Genomic DNA, 19,562 nt, shown 5'->3' on the forward strand with positions numbered 1-19,562 from the left:
TCTCACCAAGCATCGCCACCACTACCCGTTTGCGCCCGCCAGGGACCGCTCTGTCCTGTCGGATCCCGCCCTCGACAAAGCGATGGCAGCGTCAAAGCCCCAAAAAAAGTATGGCATATTGCCGCGACGTCCGATTGCGCTTAGTGATTAGTCATCAAGGGGGAGCTCAAGATGATGGAATTGCAGCATGTCAGACGTGATGCGCCATGGAAATGGCTGCGTGCCGGCTGGCAGGACTTCGTCAAGGCGCCACAGGTTTGCCTGGCGTACGGCGCGATCTTCGTCCTGATCGGACTTGCGGTCAGCGCCGGTCTGACCAGTATCGGCCTCGCCTCTGCCATTCCCGTCGCCCTCAGCGGTTTTGCTCTGGTGGGCCCCGCCTTCGCCATCGGCTTGTACCAGGTCAGCCGGGCATTTGAGCGCGGCGAGACACCGCGTTTCCGCGTCGTCATCTCGCGCATGCCCGACCGGCTTTCCCAGATCGGTTTTCTCAGCTTGCTGCTGCTGCTTCTGCTGCTCCTGTGGGTTCGGATCGCGCAATTCCTCCTGGTGCTCATCGCGCCCGTCAGCCCGCTCGAACCCGGCCTTTTCATCGACTTCCTGTTGAGCGATGGCGCCGGACTGACACTGCTTGCGGTCGGAACACTGATTGGTGGTGTGCTGGCAACCCTCGCGTTTTCGATTTCCGTTCTGGCATTCCCGCTGTTGGTCGATCGTGATGTCGACGCCATCACGGCGCTGGTGACCAGCCTCAAGGCGGTGGCGAGCCAGCCTTTCGTGATGTTGACCTGGGCCTGGTTGATCGTATTCGCCATCGGCGCCGGAATTGCGGCGTTCGGAATCGGCCTCGCCATCACATTCCCCTGGATCGCACTGGCGTCCTGGCACGCCTATCGGGACTTCCTGCCTGCAGACTAGCCCCGCCACCGGGTTCACGGACCCGGATCCGGGTCCTGTCCTGCGTCGGAATGCGCCGATGCATCCCGGTCCGTGCCGGGTTTGCGCGATGGCAGCGGTGCATCATCATCCATCAGCATTCGCTGGGCAGCGCCGTCCATGTCGTCATACTGACCCGAGCGCAGGCTCCACAAAAAGCCCGCCAGCCCAAGCGCACCCATCGCGATGGCGACCGGGATCATCCAGATCAGAACCGACATCAGCCCGCCCTCCGCGCCAATCGCAGCGCGTTCAACGTCACCAGGACCGAGGAAGCCGACATGGCGATGGCGGCGATCAGCGGTGTCACCAGTCCGGCCACAGCCATCGGCACCGCGATCGCATTATAGGCGGCCGCCAGACCGAAGTTTTCCAGCACCCGCCGCCGTGCGGCGCGCGACACATCCAGCGTCACCAGACAGGCCGCCAGACGGTCGCCCTGTAGCACGAAATCGGCCGCGGCCTGGGAAATCTCGGCCGCCGAGGCGAGTGAGACCGAGACGTGAGCAGCCGCCAGGGCCGGCGCGTCATTGATCCCGTCGCCGATCATCGCCACGACCCGGCCGTCCGCTTTCAGGGCCTCCAGCCGGTCAATCTTGTCGCGCGGCTGCAGATTGGCGTGCCAATCCTCAATGCCCAGCTCAGCGGCCACAGCATTGGCCGGGCCGGTCCGGTCGCCCGACAAGAGGACAACGCCGCAACCCCGCTCCTTCAGGCCGGCAATCACTGACCTGGCGCCCGGGCGCAAACTGTCTTCGAAACAGAAACGGACCGGCGCGTCCTCGCCAACCTGCAACCAGGCTTCAGTGTGGGGACCGGAGACGGCGTCGATGCCCATCCATTGGGCCGCACCGAAACGGATCAGCACGCCATCGCGATCCGCCTCCAGACCGCCGCCCGGTATCTCGCGAACCCCGTCCGCGGCCGCGCCCATCCCGGCTGCATCGGCGATGGCGCGGGAGAGCGGGTGACGACTGGTACGGGCCAGTCGCGCAGCCTGTTCCAGCATACCGTCCGGCACCTGGTCCTGATTGATCAGGCGCGGGCGCCCTTCGGTCAGCGTGCCAGTCTTGTCGAACACCACGGTATCAATGCCGGCGAAACGCTCCAGCGCATCGCCGGATTTCACCAGCACGCCCTCGCGATAGAGCCGACCCGACGCCACGACCTGGACGGCCGGAACCGCCAATCCCAGCGCGCAGGGACAAGTGATGATAAGCACCGCAATGGCGTTGATGATGGCCGGACGTGCTTCGCCCCCGATCACCAGCCAGCCGATCAGTGTCAGCGCCGCCAGACCATGCACGACTGGCACGTAGAGGCGTGCTGCCTGGTCAGCCAGGCGGACATAACGGGAGCGGGCCTGTTCGCCGGCTTCCACGAGCCGGGGGATCTCGGCCAGCAGCGAATGGTCGCGATCACTGCGCGCTTCCAGCACCAGCTTGCCGTCGAGATTGAGCATGCCGGAATAGACATCGAGCCCCGGCTTGGCGATGACAGGAGCGGTCTCGCCGGTCACAAGGGAACCATCCAGCGCCCCCTCGCCTTCACAAATGATCGCATCGACCGGAACCCGGTCACCGGCAGCGAGGACCAGCCGGTCGCCCGCTTTCACATCGCGGGCCGGGATGGCACGGATCCGTCCGTCAGCTTCAAGACGATTGGCGGTGGCGGCCTGCATCGCCGCAAGGCCGCGGGCCGCCTCACCAGCCCGGGCGCGCAGGCGCATGTCGAGAAAGCGGCCAATGAGCAGGAAAAAGAGCAGCATGACGGCGGCGTCGTAATAGGTCTGGCCATGACCGATAAAGGTCTCCCAGACCGACAGGCCGCAAGCCAGCAAGACCGCCAGGGAGATCGGCACGTCCATGTTGACGTGACCACCGCGCAGGGCCGTCAATGCCGAGCGGAAGAAGGGCTGGCCGGCAAAGGCTGCGACCGGCAGGGCGATCAGGGCCGAGCCGCGATGCATCAGGGCTTGCAGGCTGGCGCTCATCTCCTCGCCGCCAGCCCAGACCGAGATCGAGAGCAGCATGACATTGGCCATCCCGAACCCGGCAACCGCGAGTGCATAGAGCAGTTTGCGCTCGTCTTCCTTTTGCGGATCGGCCTCGCTTTCCGGTTCATAGGGCGTCGCCGGATATCCGAGGCGCCCCAGCGTCTCGACATAATCGCGCGCAAGGTCTGCAGCGCCTTGCCAACGCAGGTTCAAGCGACCGGTGGACAGGTTGAGACGGGCGTCGGTGACACGCGGATCAGCTTTCAGGCCGCCTTCAATGCGGGCAATACAGCCGGCACAGGTAGCGCCGCGGACCAAAAGGTCGAGGCTGGCCTGGCCATCACTTTGTCGCACGAATGCCTGCGGGTCGGCATGGCCCGCCAAGGCGGCTCCGGAAACCGACGCGCTCATCGCAGCCTCAGGGCGTGCACCATCTCGAACGGCGGCCCGTCGACCGTGTGCACACGCAATCGCCAGTCGCCGGCATCACCGCAAGGCAGCGTCGAGCGATAGACACCGGGTCGCGCTTCAGCAAAATCAAGATCACAGTCGGCCCCGGTATCTGCCGGGTGGATCAGCCGGGCGGCGAGGTCGAGCCCCGTAACCGGCACACCGTCCGCATCATCGATGGCCAGGACAAGATCGCCCTCGACCAGATTGACCCGCGCCGACCAGCCCAGGGCCGCTTGCGCGTCCCGGCGGTCGAGGGTCTCGTTGTAATTCAGGCCCTGCACATAGGAGCGCGGCACATCCTCGCCGGGATGGCTGGACAGGGCCAGCGTCACGAAAGTCGCGTTCACACCGATGGTGACGCCGAAAAACAGCAGGATCAGGATCAGGACGTGCCAGCCACGCAGCGGGTTGAACGGATTTCGCATGGCTCAGTCGGCTCCTGTGATCAGGACGGATCGTGTTGACGCGCTCTCTCCGGTCTCCGGGTCGGTGACCCGGAACCGGAACTCCTCGCGCGGACCATCGATCTCCGCCCGCGGCAGGGTCAGGTAGATGACGAAGTCCTGTGTGGTGTCGGCGCCGACCGACAATTGCCCTGGCGCATCCGCCGGAGCGCCCAGAACGCGGGTCTGGAATGCGGCGTCGCCGTCGATGGCAAGCTGAAGCACGCGCGGGGTAGTCGCCTTGTTGATAACGGTCAGCGAATAGCCGTTCCGCACCGAACCATCAGACAAGCGCACATAATTGGGATTGCGGTCGCGCTGGGAATTCAGGTCGAGCTCGGTGCGCATAACCAGACCAGCCAGCATGACCGAACTCACGATCGCCAACGTCACTGCATAGACCAGCGTACGTGGTCGCATGAACCGGTAGCGCGGCTTCTCACCCGCCACGAAGCGGTCGATATTGTCATCGGTTTCATAGGTGATCAGCCCCGTCGGACGGTCGACCTTGGCCATGATGTCATCGCAGGCATCAATGCACAGAGCGCACTGGATGCATTCCAGCTGGGCACCGTCGCGGATGTCGATCCCCATCGGGCAGACCGCCACGCACTGCTTGCAATCGATGCAGTCGCCGCGATTGTCCCAGCTGTCGTTTTTCTTGTGGGCGCCGCGCGGTTCGCCGCGATCGACGCGGTAGGTGACATTCAGCGCTTCCCGGTCCGTCATCGCAGCCTGGATGCGCGGCCACGGACACATATAGGTGCAGACCTGTTCGCGCATGGTGCCGGCCAAGGCATAGGTGGTGAAGGTCAGCACACCGGCAAAGACATAGGAGGATGGCGCGGCTGTTCCGGCGAAGAAATTCGCCAGCGTGTCCCAGGCATCGTGGAAATACAGGATCCAGGCTCCGCCTGTGGCGAAGGCGATCAGCAGCCAGACCGCGTGCTTGCCGACCTTTCGCCACGCCTTGTCGACTGTCCAGCCAGCGCGGTCCAGCTTGATCCGGGCATTGCGGTCGCCCTCGCACAGGCGCTCGACCATGATGAAGAGATCGGTCCAGACGGTTTGCGGACAGGCATAGCCGCACCAGACCCGTCCAAACAGGGCACTGGCGAGAAACAGGCCCAGCGCGGCAATGATCAGCAGGCCGGTGACGTAGTAGATTTCCTGGGGCCAGATCTCGATGAAGAAGAAATAGAAACGACTGCCGGCGAAATCGATCAGGACCGCCTGGTCAGGCGCCCCCTCACCCCGGTCCCAGCGCAGGAAGGGAACCAGATAATAGACCCCCAGCGTTATCGCCATTACCGCCCATTTGGCCAGGCGGAATTTGCCATGCGCCAGCTTGGGATAGATCGGCTCGCGCTTCTTGTAGAGCTCGCGCGTCTCGGCCGCATTGACGGCTTCGGCCTGCGACCGGGGAATGCCGGCCGCGGCCTGTTGCTGGTCAGTTGGCTGGGTCATGTCGGTTTCATACAGCAGCCGGATCGCGGCTCACATGCGACTTACTGCCCGGTGGGACGCTCTGACGCATCCTCGCCGCCTCCCAGGAGGAACACATAGGCCGCCATCACATCGATGGTCGCCTCGTCGAGACGCCCTTCCCAGGCTGGCATGACGCCATAGGGGCCGCGATGGATGCTGGCCATGACCTGCTCGCGGCTGCCGCCATAGAGCCAGTCCTGGTCGACCAGGCTGGGGGCTCCCTGGGTCCGGTCGCCGCTTCCGTCCGCCATGTGGCAGCTGGCACACTGGGCGTCGTAGATGACGCCTCCGCGCGCGATCGCGTCGCTGTCTGCTTCGCCACCCGAAAGCGAAAGGACATAATCCGCCGTATCGGCGATCTCGCTACGCGTCAGCAATTCATCACGCCCGAAAGCCGGCATTTGCGAGAAGCGCGTATCCGGATGCTCGGCGCGGATGCCGACGGTCAATGTGGTGCGGATCTCGTCATAACTGCCGCCCCAAAGCCAGATGTCATCATTCAGGTTGGGATAGCCGACAAATCCCTGCGCGCCCGTACCGTGACAGGTGGCGCAATTATCGCCGAACACCGCCTCACCGGCGGCGAAGACAAAGCCGAGCAGCTCGGGGTCATTCTCGATCTCGGTGATCGAGGCGCCCTCCAGAGCGGCAAATCCGTCTGCCCGCTCGGCCGCCAGCGCATCCAGCGCCAGCGCGACATTGGCACGCTCGGAATGGTCGCGCAGGCCGCGGGTGTGATCGGTCTCCCCGGCCAGTCCCGGCAGCGCCGGCCAGGCCGGCATGAAGACCCAATAGACCACGGCCCAGGCAATGCAGGCGTAGAACACATACAGCCACCAACGCGGCAGGGGCGTGTCGAGTTCCTTGATGCCATCCCATTCGTGGCCGGTCGTCTCGGTTCCGGAATGCGCGTCGGTTTCGCGCTTTTCTTCATGCTCGGACATGGGTCTCGTCCTCGGTCTCGCCGGCACAAGCCGGAGCGTCATTTTCAACAAGTGGGGCATTGGCCGCGGCGTCGAACCGGGCCTGATTGCGCGGCCAGAGCGCGTAAACCAGAGCCGCACCGAACAGGCCGACAAAGACCAGAAGGCCCCAGGTCTGCGCGAAAGTTGAGAGGATTGCGTACATCGCCCTACCTCAGATTTTCATCGGCTTCGGCCTCATAGGTGGAGAAATCCACCATCGTGCCGAGGACCTGGAGATAGGCGATAAGCGCATCAAGCTCGGTCACCTGGTCCGGATTGCCGTCAAAGTCCCGCATCACCGCTCCCGGATAGCGCTCCTGGAAGCCGTCATAATCATCGGCAAACGGATCCAGCTGGGTCTCGACGTCCGACACCGCCGAAGCGAGCATCGTGTCGTCATAGGGCACTCCGACCGTGCGCAGGGCGCGCAGATTGGCCTCGACATTGTCGAAGGCGAGCCCGGACGTTTCCAGGAAGCCATAGGCCGGCATGATCGACTCCGGCACCACCGATTGCGGCCGCCGCATGTGATCGCGATGCCATTCGTCGGAATACTTGCCGCCGACGCGCGCCAGATCCGGTCCGGTTCGCTTCGAGCCCCACTGGAAGGGGTGGTCATACATGCTCTCGGCCGCCAGCGAGTAGTGGCCATAGCGTTCGACCTCGTCGCGCAGCGGGCGGACCATTTGCGAGTGGCAGTTATAGCAACCCTCGCGAACATAAATGTCCCGACCCAATTGCTCGAGCGGCGTATAGGGCCGCATGCCGTCAACCTCCTCGATCGTCGAGTCGAGGTAGAAGAGCGGCGCGATTTCGACGATGCCGCCGATCGAGACCGTCACCAGAACCCCGACCGTCAGGATCAGCGAGTTCTTTTCGAAGAGCGATTTGTGAAGATCGCTCCAGAGAGATTTTTTCCCTGACATGAGGACCTCCTATTGCGCCGTCTGGAGTGAAGGTTGGTCGACGACGTCCTCATCGACCTCGGTCACATCGCCCTTGATGGTGCGATAGACATTGTAGGCCATGATGAGGGCACCCGCGAGGAAGAGAAGCCCGCCGACAGCCCGGATGATGTAGGAGATATGCATCTCCTCGACCGTCTCCACGAAGGAGTATTCCAGGAAGCCGAGGCTGTCATAGGCCCGCCACATCAGGCCCTGCATGATGCCGGCCGCCCACATCGAGGTGATGTAGAGCAGGATACCGATCGTCGCGACCCAGAAGTGCCAGTCGATCAGGGCCTTGGAGAACATGCCCTTGCGCTTCCACAGCCACGGAACGAGGCAGTAGATGGCCCCGAAGGAGACGAAGCCGACCCAGCCGAGCGCTCCGGAATGCACGTGCCCGACGGTCCAGTCGGTATAGTGCGACAGGGCGTTCACGGCGCGGATCGACATCACCGGACCTTCAAAGGTCGACATGCCGTAGAAGGCGACCGACATCACCAGCATGCGCACGACCGGGTCGGTGCGCAGCTTGTCCCAGGCGCCCGAGAGCGTCATCAGGCCGTTGATCATCCCGCCCCAGGACGGCATCCACAGCATGATCGAGAAGGTCATGCCCAGCGTCTGCGCCCATTCCGGCAGCGCCGTGTAGTGCAGGTGGTGCGGTCCGGCCCAGATGTAGATGAAGATCAGCGACCAGAAGTGGATGATCGACAGGCGGTAGGAATAGACCGGCCGGTTCACCCGCTTGGGAATGAAGTAGTACATGATCCCGAGGAAACCGGCGGTCAGGAAGAAGCCAACCGCGTTGTGACCGTACCACCACTGGATCAAGGCATCCTGCACGCCGGCAAAGGCGGAGTAGGAGTGCGAACCCACCCAGGAGACCGGCACAGCCAGGTTATTGATCACATGCAGCAGGGCAATCGTGACAATGAAGGCCAGGTAGAACCAGTTCGCCACATAGATATGCGGCTCCTTGCGCTTCCACAGCGTGCCGAGGAAGACCAGCAGATAGACCACCCAGACCAGCGTCAGCCAGATGTCGGCATACCATTCCGGCTCGGCGTATTCCCTGCCCTGGGTGATGCCGGCCACATAGCCCGACGCGGCCATCAGAATGAAGAACTGATAGCCCCAGAACACGAACCACGGCCAGATCCCACCCGCGATCCGGGTCCGGCAGGTGCGCTGGACGACATAGAAGGACGTCGCGATCAGCACATTGCCGCCGAAGGCAAAGATCACAGCCGAGGTGTGCAGCGGGCGCAGGCGTCCAAAGCTGGTGAAGCCGAATTCTTCGATGTTGAGAACCGGGAAGGCCAGTTGGAAGGCGATGACGACGCCGACCAGCAATCCCACCACGCCCCAGAACATCGACGCAATCACGCCGGCCTTGATCAGGTTCTCGTTATACTCGCGCTCATCAGTGATGACACCGCCGCCGGCGATCGAGCCGACCAGCAGGAATATACCGGTCAGGAAGCCGCCGAGCAGAAGCCAGGCCTGCCCTTTCATCGCGGCGTCCGGTGCATAGGCAGCCGCAAAGAGCGACCACAGGGCGCCCAATACGGTGATGAGGAGTACGATGGCTGTGTTCGGGTCGGATCCGGCCCGTCGTAGCCCTTGAGCGGAATTCATGTGTGCCCCCGGTTTGGCTTTCATTTTCCGGGTGTAGCGCAGTTTCCCACAAAATATCTACGGCAATTTGTCGCGTCCTTAGAAACAATCCAGCTCGGCTTGGCAAAAGCCTCGCCCGGACAAGGTTGAGCGGGTTGTCAGATGGTTGCCTTCATATTTTACCACCCGAACCCGACGCTCCGGCTTGATCCACGGCGTGAACCTGTCAACTCTTCCCCCAACAGGCCGCCAAGACGGCTGACCAACGGGAGAGAGATCATGAGCTGGGCCCTGTCCATCGACCGCAAGACCATTACCGACGTCGCGATTGTGGAAGCGCCGCCGCGCATCCTCGCCGATGGCGAAGTCCGCCTCGCTGTCGACAGTTTCGCGCTGACCGCCAACAACATCACCTATGCCGCTTTTGGCGATGCCATGCGCTATTGGGACTTCTTTCCGGGCGATGACGGTCGCTGCCGGCTGCCGGTCTGGGGTTTCGCCGACATTGCCGAGAGCCGGGTCGACGGCCTCACCGCCGGTGAGCGCATCTATGGCTATTTCCCCGCTGCATCGGAACTGATTGTCCGCCCGGGCAAGGTGACGCCGGCCAATTTCGTCGACACGTCCGAGCACCGCGCCGAACTGGCGCCGGCCTACAACAACTATGTCCGCTGCGCCGCCGATCCCGGTTGGTCATCCAAGGGCGAAGCTGCGCAGATGGTGCTGCAGCCGCTCTTCATCACCGCCTGGCTGCTCGACTTCTTCCTGCGCGACCCGGACAACGGCCTCACCGAGGCCCCGGTCCTCTTGACCAGCGCCTCGAGCAAGACCGCCATCGCCCTCGCCTTTGCGCTCAAGGCTGGCGGCGGTCGCCAGGCGATCGGCCTGACTTCGAAGGGCAATGCGGAATTTGTCTCGGGCTTGGACCTGTATGATTCTGTTGTGACCTATGACGCGCTCGACGCACTCGATCCGGCGGCGCCGGCCGTGATCGTCGACTTCGCCGGCGATGCCGACCTCAACCGCAAGCTCCATGAAGGCTTGGTCCGCCAACTCGCCGCCAATATCCGGGTCGGCGGCGCCCATTGGGAGCAATCCGCACCGCCCCGAGACCTACCGCCGCCGAAGCCGCAATTCTTCTTTGCACCGGACGCGGCACGCACCCTCATCAAGCAATGGGGACCGGAAGCGTTCGACCAGCGCTACAAGGGCGCCTGGCGCAAATTCGCCGACGCGGCTCCGGGCTATTTCGACTTCCGCAGCGAAGCGGGTAGCGAGGGAGCGCTGTCGGTCTACAAGTCTCTGCTGGACGGAAAGGCCAAGCCGCGGGACGGGATCAGCATCAAGGTGTGATCAGGTGGGTCGCCCTTGACCTCGAGAACCGGATTCGGCCCGCTGGCTGACAAGGATTTATGGATCAGGCTGCGCCAGGCGCGGGAAAATGACCGGCATGTGTGCACAAAGCTTTCCATCACAGCGACCAAGCAGGCTCCTCCGGCCCGCTACCTACCGCCCCGCTAGAGAATGCTCTGACCCGTCTTCTGCCAATCAGCCATGAAGGCTTCCAGGCCCTTGTCGGTCAGCTGGTGCTTGACCAGGCCTTTCAGGACTGAGGGCGGAGCGGTGGCGACGTCGGCGCCGATCAGGGCGCATTGCTGGATGTGGTCGGCCGAACGGATCGAGGCGGCCAGGATCTGGGTGTCGAAGGCGTAATTGTCGAAGATCAGGCGCAGATTGGCGATCAACTCCATGCCGTCAACGCCAAGATCATCGAGGCGGCCGATGAAGGGCGAGACATAGGTCGCTCCGGCCTTGGCGGCGAGCAGGCCCTGATTGGCGGAAAAGCACAGCGTGACATTGGTCTGGATATTCTCGGCGGTCAGCGCCTGGCAGGCCTTGAGGCCTTCAAAGGTCAGCGGCAGCTTGACCACGACATTGTCGGCCAACTCGGCCAGTCTCTTGCCTTCGGCAATCATCGTCGGTGCATCGAGCGCGGTCACTTCGGCGCTGACCGGGCCCTCGACCAGATCACAGATTTCCTTGACCACTTCGAGGAAGTCCCGACCTGATTTGGCAATCAGGGAGGGGTTGGTGGTCACACCATCGACCAGACCGGCTTCGGCCAGCTCGGCGATTTCTGCGGTTTCGGCCGTGTCGACAAAGAATTTCATGATGCGCTCCTCGCGGTCGGTCAGTGTATTTCGTTGCCGTTACCGGTAACGGCCGGATGTGACATTTCAAAGCCCGATGGGCAGATCAGCTCAGTAGCCCGCCAGTTCGACGCGGAAGCCGGCCGCCTGCAGCGCCGCCTGGATCCGGTCCATATGGGCGCCGTCCTGCGCCTCCAGCGAGATGTCGATATAGGTCACCTTGGCCGGCAGGTCGGAAAAGGTCTTGTGATAAGCGACATCGGTGACATTGCCACCGGCCGCCGAGATGATTTCCGAGACGGCAGACAATTGGCCGGGAATGTCGACCAGCTCGATGCGAAAGCGGGCCAGCCGGCGCGACCGGGCCAGATCGCGCAACAGCAAGGACGACAAAAGCCGCGTATCGACATTGCCGCCGGACAGGACCAGGCCGACCTTCTTGCCGGCAAAGCGCGCCTTGTTGGCCAACACGGCCGCCAGACCGACCGCGCCCGCCCCTTCAGGCAGCACCCGCATCTGGGCGATGAAGAGATTGAGGGCGTGCTCGATCTGGCGCTCGTCGACCAGCAGGACATCATCGAGCACGGTTTTCAGGATGGCGCTGGTGAGCGTCCCCGGCTCACGCACGGCGATGCCCTCCGCCAGGGTGAAACCGCCGACCGGCCGGTCAGTACCGTGAAAAATATTGGCGAAGGCCGGGAAGAGGTCGGACTGCACGCCCACCAGTTCGATCTCCGGCTTGATCCGCCTTGCGGCCAGTCCGGCCCCGGCCGCCAGCCCGCCGCCGCCGACCGGGAAGACCAGCACATCCAGGTCGGGCTGGTCCTCCAGCATCTCCATCGCCACCGTGCCCTGCCCCGCCAGCACGACCGGATCGTCGAACGGGTGGATGAACACGGCGCCGCTGGACGTCGACGCCGCGACAGCGAGTGCCTTTGCGGCATCAAAGTCCTCTCCGGCCAATTCGACCTCGGCTCCCAGCGCCCGCGTGGCATTGACCTTCACCGTCGGCGTTCCGATCGGCATGTAGATCCGCGCCGCGATGCCCATCGCCCCGGCACTGCGAGCCACGCCCTGGGCATGATTGCCGGCTGAGGCCGCGACCACGCCGCGGCGGCGCTCATCCGGACTGAGGGCGGCCAAGCGGGCAAAAGCGCCGCGCTCCTTGAACGAGCCTGTGACCTGGAGGTTTTCCAGTTTGACCTTCAGCTCGCAGCCCGCACTCGCGGACAGGACCGGCGATGCGATCATCGGCGCGCGCAATATACCGCCAAACCCGTCCCGCCGCAGGGCATCGACATGGTCGAACGCGGCGGAGAGCGCGGCGGCGTCCTCGGCTGGGCAGTGTCGCAAAGAGGCGGTCAGCGACATGGGTGGTCTCCGGAATACCGCGCAGAAAAAACCCCGCTCCTGTGACCAGGAGCGGGGTGAAACGGCACGATACCTAAGTCAAAGGGGTCAGGTCGTGGCTGTCATCGCTCCTGAAGGCGCCATGACGGTGGTAATCGAAATGATGGGAAGGCGGCGCACGGCACCGACCGGCGCGCACATGTGCCTCGCCCCGGTCATTTGCACGTTTTTACCTGCCAACAGACGCATGACGTCTCTTTCCAACAAAATTTCACCCGCAACATGCCCGCGCCCGCAAGGTCTGTCCAGTGGCAAATCGGACGCCTTCCACCTAGCCTGCCGCCTCATAGGCCTGTTTGAGCCAACCGATCACTTCCGCATCGACCGCGGCCGGTCCATCGAGGCGGACACGATGCGTGCACATGGCATTGAACGAGCCCGACGCCTCGAGCCGACCGACCGGCTCGACCCCCTTGAGATTGAGGCCAAGATCGACCCGCGTCTTGGTCGAGGGCTGGATCAGGCCGAACTGCTTGGCCCGGCGCAGCGAGACATAGGCCTTCTTTGGAGCAAGCTCGACATCGCCGCCAAAGCCGGTCGCGGCGGAGGTCAGGGCGTCATAGATCGGACGCAGACCGGCCTTGCCGCCCGCATATTGCGCTTCGACCAGATCCGTGGCGGCAGCCGGGGCCGAGACGACCCCGCTCTTCACTTCATGCGCCACCAGATTGGCAAAGCCGTGGGTCATGCCGTGTTCGGTCTTGAGCAGCTTGACCATCTCGCCATGCTTTTCCAGACCGCTAGCCTTGACGATGGCGACCCAGTCGCCGAGCGGCTTGCCGGTCTTTTCCGGCATGTTGGCGATCATTGACCGCGCCATGTCTTCCGGTGATGCAGCCATGATCAGGCCTCCTCTGTGGCCGCAGGAATTTCAGACAGGTCCGGCGCCCGCTCAAGCGGCCAATTGCTCGACAGCGCCGCCTTGGGCGTCATCGGCGCCATCAAGGAAAACATGAACAGCATCATCCGCCCGCCCATGGTCGCCTTGCCGGTCTCGACCAGTGCCTTGAGGTTCTCACAGATGAACTTCGCGCCCTGGGCCATCTGCTTCTCGGACTTGGAGACCTCGTCGGCCGCCGAATGCTCATTGATCAGCGTGAACTCGACCCCGCCTTCGACCTCCTTGAGGACATAGCGCACGATCGAAACCGGATCATCCGACGTCGTAAAGCGGAAAGTGTGGGCATAGCGGTGCGGCGGTTCGAACTCGATCACCTTGCCCATCACCAGCGTGTGCTTGCCGTCCGGCGTACGCATGGCAAAGGCCGCGCCCTCACCCAGGCCGGGCGTGTCGTACTGACCGTTGAAGAAAAAGGGCATCGGCCGGTCGGTGCGGATCAGCTCCGACCAGACCTGGTCAATCGTCGCCCGGATCACGACCCGGTACATGGATGTCCGGATTTCTCCGGACAGGCTTTTGGCTTGTGGTTCACTCATCCTGGCTCCCCCTTCGTGTGAGCAATTTCGTCCGCCTCCGACGCATCGCCGTCGCGGGCACGGCGTTGTTCGGCGAGATATTTGATATCCAGCATGCGACCGGACCAGAGCGCGGAATACTCGCTCGTCCACCGGTCATGGATCATCTGGATCGGTACGGCATTCATGTAGAGATGCCGCGTCCGACCCCGCTTGTCCGAGATGATGAGACCGGCCTCTTCCAGAACGGTCAGATGGCGCATCACAGCGATCCGGCTGACATCGAAATGGCTGGCAACCGCCCCGACCGAGCATCCCGGCTCATTGCGGACGATATCGAGCATCTCGCGCCGCGTTGTGCTGGCGAGCGCCTGAAAAACCGCATCCATCGTGTCCGGAGACATCATCTCATCACCTCATGTAATGAATATATTACATATTAGGTTCAAATTGGCAAGCCATAGCGGAAATAACGACTCTCATCCGACAAAAACCGTGCAAATACCTTACATATTTTGGATGCATTGAGTCTTTCTGGACAGGACATCTCGCCAGGGATGATTGTCTTGGTAACTGTGACTTGGAGACGCCACACTGTCGAAATCGACCGAGACTCGTTTTGGTATGGCGCCCGGCGCGGACCCGCCCATACATGACTTGTCAGCCAGTGGGCCGTATCCGGTTCTTGAGCTCAAGGGGCATGCCCGCGAAGCGGCGCCTGCGGCGCCCTTGACCTCAAGAACCGGATACGGCTTTCTCCCGGCAAGTCATGTATGCCGGCGTGTGCGCACCGCGCGTCTGGCCGACGCAGGCCAAGGCGGACGAGATCACATAATCCCGCCCCTGCGACTTCCCTCTCCCCTGGGAGAGGGTCAGGGTGAGGGGTAAATCCCTGTGTCGGCGAGGTGACCGAAAACCTCGTCCGCGCCCCGATCCGGTCTCCCTTGCCGCCGACCTCAAAACGCGTCACCCTCTGCTTTCGCAGTGCAACATTTCGCTTCCATCGGCCGCGCGAAGCGGTTTGTATGGTAACGTTACCAGCGCGCTGACCGGCGCGCGCCACCCCTGACCCTATCGGGAGACGCCGCGTGCCCACCGAAAAACTCCTCGCCGCCAATCGCAGTGAAATCGCTATCCGCATCATGCGCGCCGCCACCGAGCTCGGCCTGCGCACGGTCGCGATCTATGCCGAGGAAGACAAACTCGCTTTGCACCGTTTCAAGGCGGATGAGAGCTATCGGGTCGGTGCCGGTCTGGGCCCGGTGAAAGCCTATCTGGATATCGACGGCATCATCGCGATTGCCAAGAAGTGCGGCGCGACGCTGATCCACCCTGGCTATGGCTTCCTGTCGGAGAACCCCGATTTCGCCGAGGCCTGCGCCGCGGCCGGCCTGACTTTCATCGGGCCGTCACCAGACGTCATGAAATCCCTTGGCAACAAGGTCGCCGCCCGCAACATGGCGGTCGAGGCCGAGGTGCCGGTTGTGCCGGCTACCGGTCCCCTGCCCGACGCACCGGATGACTGGGCGTCGATGGCTGAGGCTGTTGGCTATCCGCTGATGCTCAAGGCCAGCTGGGGCGGCGGTGGTCGCGGCATGCGGGTGATCGAGGATGCCAGCGAGCTGCACGCCCAGGCCGAAGCCGGACGCCGCGAGGCCGAGGCGGCCTTCGGCAATGGCGAAGTCTATCTGGAAAAACTGATCCGCAAGGCCCGCCATATCGAGGTCCAGATCCTCGGCGACAGCCATGGCAACCTGGTCCACCTCTTTGAGCGCGACTGCACCGTCCAGCGCCGCAACCAGAAAGTCGTCGAGCGTGCCCCGGCGCCGGACATGGGTGAGGACACCCGCACAGCCATCTGCGACGCCGCCCTGCGCCTGGTGCGCCATGCCGGTTATTGCGGCGCCGGAACGGTGGAATTCCTGCTCGATGCCGAGACCGGGAAATTCTACTTCATCGAGGTCAATCCGCGCGTCCAGGTCGAGCACACCGTCACCGAGGAAGTGACCGGTATCGATATTGTAAGGGCCCAGATCCAGATCGCCCGTGGCGGTCATATCGGTATAGAGTCAGAGACCGGTGTCCCCGAACAGTCGAAAATCACCCTGCACGGCCACGCCCTGCAATGCCGGGTCACCACGGAAGACCCGCAGAATAATTTCACCCCGGATTATGGCCGCATCACCGCCTATCGCGGCGCCACCGGTTTCGGCATCCGTCTCGATGGCGGCACCGCCTATTCCGGTGCCGTGATCACCCGCTATTTCGACAGCCTGCTGGAAAAGGTCACGGCCTGGGCGGCGACACCGGAAGAGGCTGTACGCCGGATGGACCGGGCCCTGCGCGAATTTCGCATTCGCGGCGTCTCGACCAATATCGCCTTCCTGGAAAACGTCATCAATCACCCGGACTTCGTGTCGGGCAATATCACCACCCGCTTCATCGACACCACGCCGGCCCTGTTCGACTTTCCCAAGCGCCGTGATCGCGCGACCCGCCTGCTCGGCTTCATCGCCGACGTGTCAGTCAACGGAAACCCGGAAGTCGCCGGACGGCCGCTGCCGCCCAGCCATGCCGTTACGCCGGTACCACCGTCCAGCACCGGAAAAGCGCCGGATGGTACCAAGCAATTGCTCGACCAGCTGGGCCCGGAGGGATTTCGCGACTGGATGCTGGCGCAAAAACGCGTCCTGATCACCGACACCACCATGCGTGATGGTCACCAATCCCTGTTGGCGACCCGCATGCGCTCGCACGACATGGTGCAGGTGTCGGAAGCCTATGCTGAACACCTCTCCGAGCTGTTCTCGGTCGAATGCTGGGGCGGCGCGACCTTTGATGTCGCCCTACGCTTTTTGAAAGAGGACAGCTGGGACCGGCTCGCCGATCTGCGCCAGCGCATGCCCAATGTCATGCTGCAGATGCTGCTGCGCGCCTCCAACGCCGTCGGCTACACCAATTATCCCGACAATGCCGTCGACCTGTTTGTGAAACAGGCGGCCGAGACCGGGATCGACGTCTTCCGCGTCTTCGACAGCCTCAACTGGGCTGACAACATGAAAATCGCCATGGAGTCGGTACTCAAGACCGACCGCCTGTGCGAGGCGGCGATCTGCTACACTGGCGATCTGGGTCATGCCGAGCGGCCAAAATACCAGCTCGACTATTATCTCGGCCTCGCCCGTGAGCTCAAATCCGCCGGCGCCCACATCATCGGCATCAAGGACATGGCCGGCCTGTGCCGTCCGGCCCAGATCCGCACCCTGGTCAGCGCCATCAAGGACGAGACCGGCCTGCCGGTGCACTATCACACCCACGACACGTCGGGCATTGCCGCTGCAACGGTTCTGGCGGCCTGCGAGGCGGGTGCCGATGCTGTCGATGCCGCCATGGACAGTTTTTCCGGCCTGACCTCACAGCCCAATCTCGGCTCGATTGTCACGGCGCTGGGCGATACCGATCGCGCCACCGGGATCGATCCGGCGGTGATCCGTCGCTTCTCGGATTACTGGGAAGACGTGCGCACCCAATACGCCGCTTTCGAGCCGGACCTGCGGGCAGGCGCATCGGAAGTCTATCTGCACGAAATGCCGGGCGGGCAATTCACCAATCTGAAGGAACAGGCCCGCTCGATGGGGTTGGCCGAGCGCTGGCATGAAGTCGCCAAGATGTATGCTGCGGTGAACATGATGTTCGGCGATATCGTCAAGGTGACGCCCTCCTCCAAGGTCGTCGGCGACATGGCGCTCTACATGGTGTCATCCGGCCTGACGCCAGAGGATGTGCTGGATCCCGATACAGAGATCAATTTCCCGGAAAGCGTGATCGGCTTGTTACGCGGCGACCTTGGTCAACCGCCGGGTGGCTGGCCGCCGGCCCTTCAGGCCAAGGCGCTGAAAGGCGAAAGACCCCGCACCGACCGTCCCGGCCAGCATCTCGACCCGGTCGATTTCGACGCCGTTCGCAAGACCATCAAGGGTCATGGCGAGCGCGAGGTGAATGATAACGACCTGTGTTCTGCGATCATGTACCCCAAGGTTTTCGCCGATTATGAGGACCACCGACGCGAGTTCGGTCGCGTCGACCGCCTGCCCACGCCCGTCTTCTTCTACGGCATGGAACCGGGCGAGGAGATCTCGGTCGAGATCGACCGCGGCAAGGCGCTCAATATCCGCTTCATGGCGATCGGCGAGCCCAATGATGCCGGCCTGCGCGAGGTCTTCTTCGAGCTCAACGGCCAGCCGCGTGTGGTCCGCGTCGACGACAAGTCAGTCGCCTCCACCGTTGTCGCCAATGAAAAGGCGGACATGGCCAATGCGGCTCACATTCCCGCGCCGATGCCCGGTCTGATCGCCACGGTCGCCGCGAAGGAGGGCGATACGGTCAAGGCTGGCACCCTGTTGATGACGCTGGAAGCGATGAAAATGGAAACCTCCATCACCGCGCCCCAGGCCGGCACGGTCAAGCGCCTGCCGATCAGCGCGGGTGCCCAGGTCGACGCCAAGGACTTGCTGGCCGTGGTGGAGTGAGCCGGCGCGTCCTTCTCCCCAAGGATAGGGAACACCTTGTTTTACGCGCGGCGCCCTGCGCGGAGCCAACCATAGATCACTTGTCAACCAGCAGGCCGTCTCCGCTTCTTCAGCTCAAGGGTGGAACCGCGTAGCGGCGCCTGCGGCATGCTTTCGCAGGATAGGAGCCGGCACCCGCGGAGGCGGGTGACCGGGATGACAATGTGGGAGTTGGTTCAGGAGCAACGCCCCTTAACCCAGCTTCCCGGCCATGCGCACAACAAACGCCTCCAGCCGTTCCGGTTCGATCACCAGCGGCATGTGCCCGCGTGCTTCCATCGTTTCGACGTCGGCATCGGGTACGGCTGCAGTCAGCGCGGCGATCTGCTCGGGCGCGGAGAGGATACGGTCATCCATGCCGTAGAACATCCCGACCGGCACCTGGATCTCGCCGATCCGGGCTGTGATGGCGTGCATGTCCTTGCCAACGGCAGCCATGTCGGTCGCGGCGGCGTAGAAGGCATCCGGTCGCAGGGACAAAAGGCCGCCACCGCGGACGCGGAAATCATCCGGTGCCGGGTCCGGTCCGAAGATGATCGCCAGCGTCTTGGCGCCATTGCGGATCGACATCGGGATGGCAAGGGTCTCGGCCACGAAACGGCGCATGGCGGGATTGGCGAGATCGATCCCGGCGAAGGCTTCCGACGGCGCGTCGGGCGGCGAGATCAGCGCCGAAACGAGCGCCAGACCGCCGACTTGCTCGGGATGATTCACGGCCAGGGCCAGCGACACGGCGCCGCCCAGCGAATGACCGACCAGGAGCGGCTTTTCGATGCCCTCCTTGTCCAGCATCTCGGCGATCATGCGGGCCTGCTGCGGAATTCGGGCCTGTTCGTCACTGTCGCGCTCGGACCAGCCACAGCCGGGACGGTCGACGGCGATGGCGCGATAGCCGGCAGCGGCGAGGCGCTCGGTCATGGCATAGGTGAAATTGTGATGATTGCCGCCGAGGCCATGGATCATCACGACCGGCTGCCCCTCGCCCTTTTCGATCCAGTGCAGGCGTCCGCCCGACACCTCGGTGAAGCGGCCCTTGGCCGGCAGGGCGGCCGACACCTTTTTCGCCACCATGTGGCTGAAGCGCCAGGCGATGATGAGGGCAATGATCAGCACCAACAGGCCGGTGACGACGATCCCGGTGATCACACCGATCAGAGTTTCAAACATGAC

17 protein-coding genes are annotated in these 19,562 nt (G+C 63.3%); 3 read left to right on the forward strand and 14 right to left on the reverse strand.

Annotation, left to right across the window (positions count from 1 at the left end; translation table 11 throughout):
- The first annotated feature begins 171 nt into the window (after window positions 1–171).
- Window positions 172–918: a DUF2189 domain-containing protein gene (locus ACN0X9_RS07470; RefSeq protein WP_417486989.1), complete on the forward strand. Its 747-nt coding sequence runs from the start codon at window positions 172–174 to the stop codon at window positions 916–918.
- 14 nt (window positions 919–932) lie between these two features.
- Here ACN0X9_RS07470 and ccoS read toward each other — a convergent pair whose 3' ends face one another.
- Genes ccoS through ccoN form a run of 8 tightly spaced genes read right to left on the reverse strand, consistent with a single transcriptional unit; the run spans window position 933 to window position 8,869 of the window.
- Entirely contained in the window at window positions 933–1,157 is a 225-nt protein-coding gene (ccoS, locus tag ACN0X9_RS07475) for a cbb3-type cytochrome oxidase assembly protein CcoS (RefSeq protein ID WP_417486990.1), read from the reverse strand.
- Entirely contained in the window at window positions 1,157–3,343 is a 2,187-nt protein-coding gene (locus ACN0X9_RS07480; RefSeq protein ID WP_417486991.1) for a heavy metal translocating P-type ATPase, read from the reverse strand. The genes ccoS and ACN0X9_RS07480 overlap by 1 nt, the downstream gene beginning before the upstream one ends.
- Window positions 3,340–3,810, reverse strand: a complete 471-nt coding sequence (locus ACN0X9_RS07485; protein ID WP_417486992.1) for a FixH family protein — start codon at window positions 3,808–3,810, stop codon at window positions 3,340–3,342. The genes ACN0X9_RS07480 and ACN0X9_RS07485 overlap by 4 nt, the downstream gene beginning before the upstream one ends.
- Window positions 3,811–3,813: 3 nt before the next feature.
- Window positions 3,814–5,295, reverse strand: coding sequence for a cytochrome c oxidase accessory protein CcoG (gene ccoG, locus ACN0X9_RS07490; protein ID WP_417486993.1), 1,482 nt, complete (start codon window positions 5,293–5,295; stop codon window positions 3,814–3,816).
- 41 nt (window positions 5,296–5,336) lie between these two features.
- Window positions 5,337–6,260 carry a cytochrome-c oxidase, cbb3-type subunit III gene (ccoP, locus tag ACN0X9_RS07495; RefSeq protein WP_417486994.1) on the reverse strand — a complete coding sequence of 308 codons (924 nt, stop codon included), beginning with the start codon at window positions 6,258–6,260 and terminating at the stop codon, window positions 5,337–5,339.
- The gene (locus ACN0X9_RS07500; RefSeq protein ID WP_417486995.1) at window positions 6,247–6,444 is read right to left on the reverse strand and encodes a cbb3-type cytochrome c oxidase subunit 3; all 198 of its coding nucleotides are present in this window, start codon (window positions 6,442–6,444) and stop codon (window positions 6,247–6,249) included. Before ACN0X9_RS07500 ends, ccoP begins: the two co-directional genes overlap by 14 nt.
- A gap of 4 nt (window positions 6,445–6,448) precedes the next feature.
- Window positions 6,449–7,207, reverse strand: a complete 759-nt coding sequence (gene ccoO, locus ACN0X9_RS07505; RefSeq protein WP_417486996.1) for a cytochrome-c oxidase, cbb3-type subunit II — start codon at window positions 7,205–7,207, stop codon at window positions 6,449–6,451.
- Window positions 7,208–7,216: 9 nt separating this feature from the next.
- Entirely contained in the window at window positions 7,217–8,869 is a 1,653-nt protein-coding gene (gene ccoN, locus ACN0X9_RS07510; protein ID WP_417486997.1) for a cytochrome-c oxidase, cbb3-type subunit I, read from the reverse strand.
- Between the two features lie 258 nt (window positions 8,870–9,127).
- Here ccoN and ACN0X9_RS07515 point away from each other — a divergent pair, with 258 nt between their 5' ends.
- Window positions 9,128–10,201, forward strand: coding sequence for a DUF2855 family protein (locus ACN0X9_RS07515; protein ID WP_417486998.1), 1,074 nt, complete (start codon window positions 9,128–9,130; stop codon window positions 10,199–10,201).
- 164 nt (window positions 10,202–10,365) lie between these two features.
- Here ACN0X9_RS07515 and fsa read toward each other — a convergent pair whose 3' ends face one another.
- The 5 genes from fsa to ACN0X9_RS07540 form a co-directional block, all read right to left on the reverse strand.
- Entirely contained in the window at window positions 10,366–11,019 is a 654-nt protein-coding gene (fsa, locus tag ACN0X9_RS07520; protein WP_417486999.1) for a fructose-6-phosphate aldolase, read from the reverse strand.
- A gap of 90 nt (window positions 11,020–11,109) precedes the next feature.
- On the reverse strand, window positions 11,110–12,369 hold the full coding sequence (locus ACN0X9_RS07525; RefSeq protein WP_417487000.1) for a threonine ammonia-lyase: 1,260 nt from the start codon (window positions 12,367–12,369) through the stop codon (window positions 11,110–11,112).
- A 310-nt stretch (window positions 12,370–12,679) separates the two neighbouring features.
- Window positions 12,680–13,249, reverse strand: coding sequence for a DUF4287 domain-containing protein (locus ACN0X9_RS07530; RefSeq protein WP_417487001.1), 570 nt, complete (start codon window positions 13,247–13,249; stop codon window positions 12,680–12,682).
- Window positions 13,250–13,251: 2 nt separating this feature from the next.
- Window positions 13,252–13,845, reverse strand: coding sequence for an SRPBCC domain-containing protein (locus tag ACN0X9_RS07535; RefSeq protein WP_417487002.1), 594 nt, complete (start codon window positions 13,843–13,845; stop codon window positions 13,252–13,254).
- Entirely contained in the window at window positions 13,842–14,231 is a 390-nt protein-coding gene (locus tag ACN0X9_RS07540) for an ArsR/SmtB family transcription factor (RefSeq protein WP_417487003.1), read from the reverse strand. Before ACN0X9_RS07540 ends, ACN0X9_RS07535 begins: the two co-directional genes overlap by 4 nt.
- Window positions 14,232–14,912: 681 nt before the next feature.
- Between ACN0X9_RS07540 and ACN0X9_RS07545 the strand changes: the two genes are divergently transcribed.
- On the forward strand, window positions 14,913–18,353 hold the full coding sequence (locus ACN0X9_RS07545) for a pyruvate carboxylase (protein ID WP_417487004.1): 3,441 nt from the start codon (window positions 14,913–14,915) through the stop codon (window positions 18,351–18,353).
- 231 nt (window positions 18,354–18,584) lie between these two features.
- Here ACN0X9_RS07545 and ACN0X9_RS07550 read toward each other — a convergent pair whose 3' ends face one another.
- Window positions 18,585–19,559 carry an alpha/beta fold hydrolase gene (locus ACN0X9_RS07550; RefSeq protein ID WP_417487005.1) on the reverse strand — a complete coding sequence of 325 codons (975 nt, stop codon included), beginning with the start codon at window positions 19,557–19,559 and terminating at the stop codon, window positions 18,585–18,587.
- Window positions 19,560–19,562: the final 3 nt, after the last annotated feature.

This window comes from Maricaulis sp. (assembly GCF_048268525.1).
In the GTDB taxonomy this organism is placed as follows: domain Bacteria; phylum Pseudomonadota; class Alphaproteobacteria; order Caulobacterales; family Maricaulaceae; genus Maricaulis.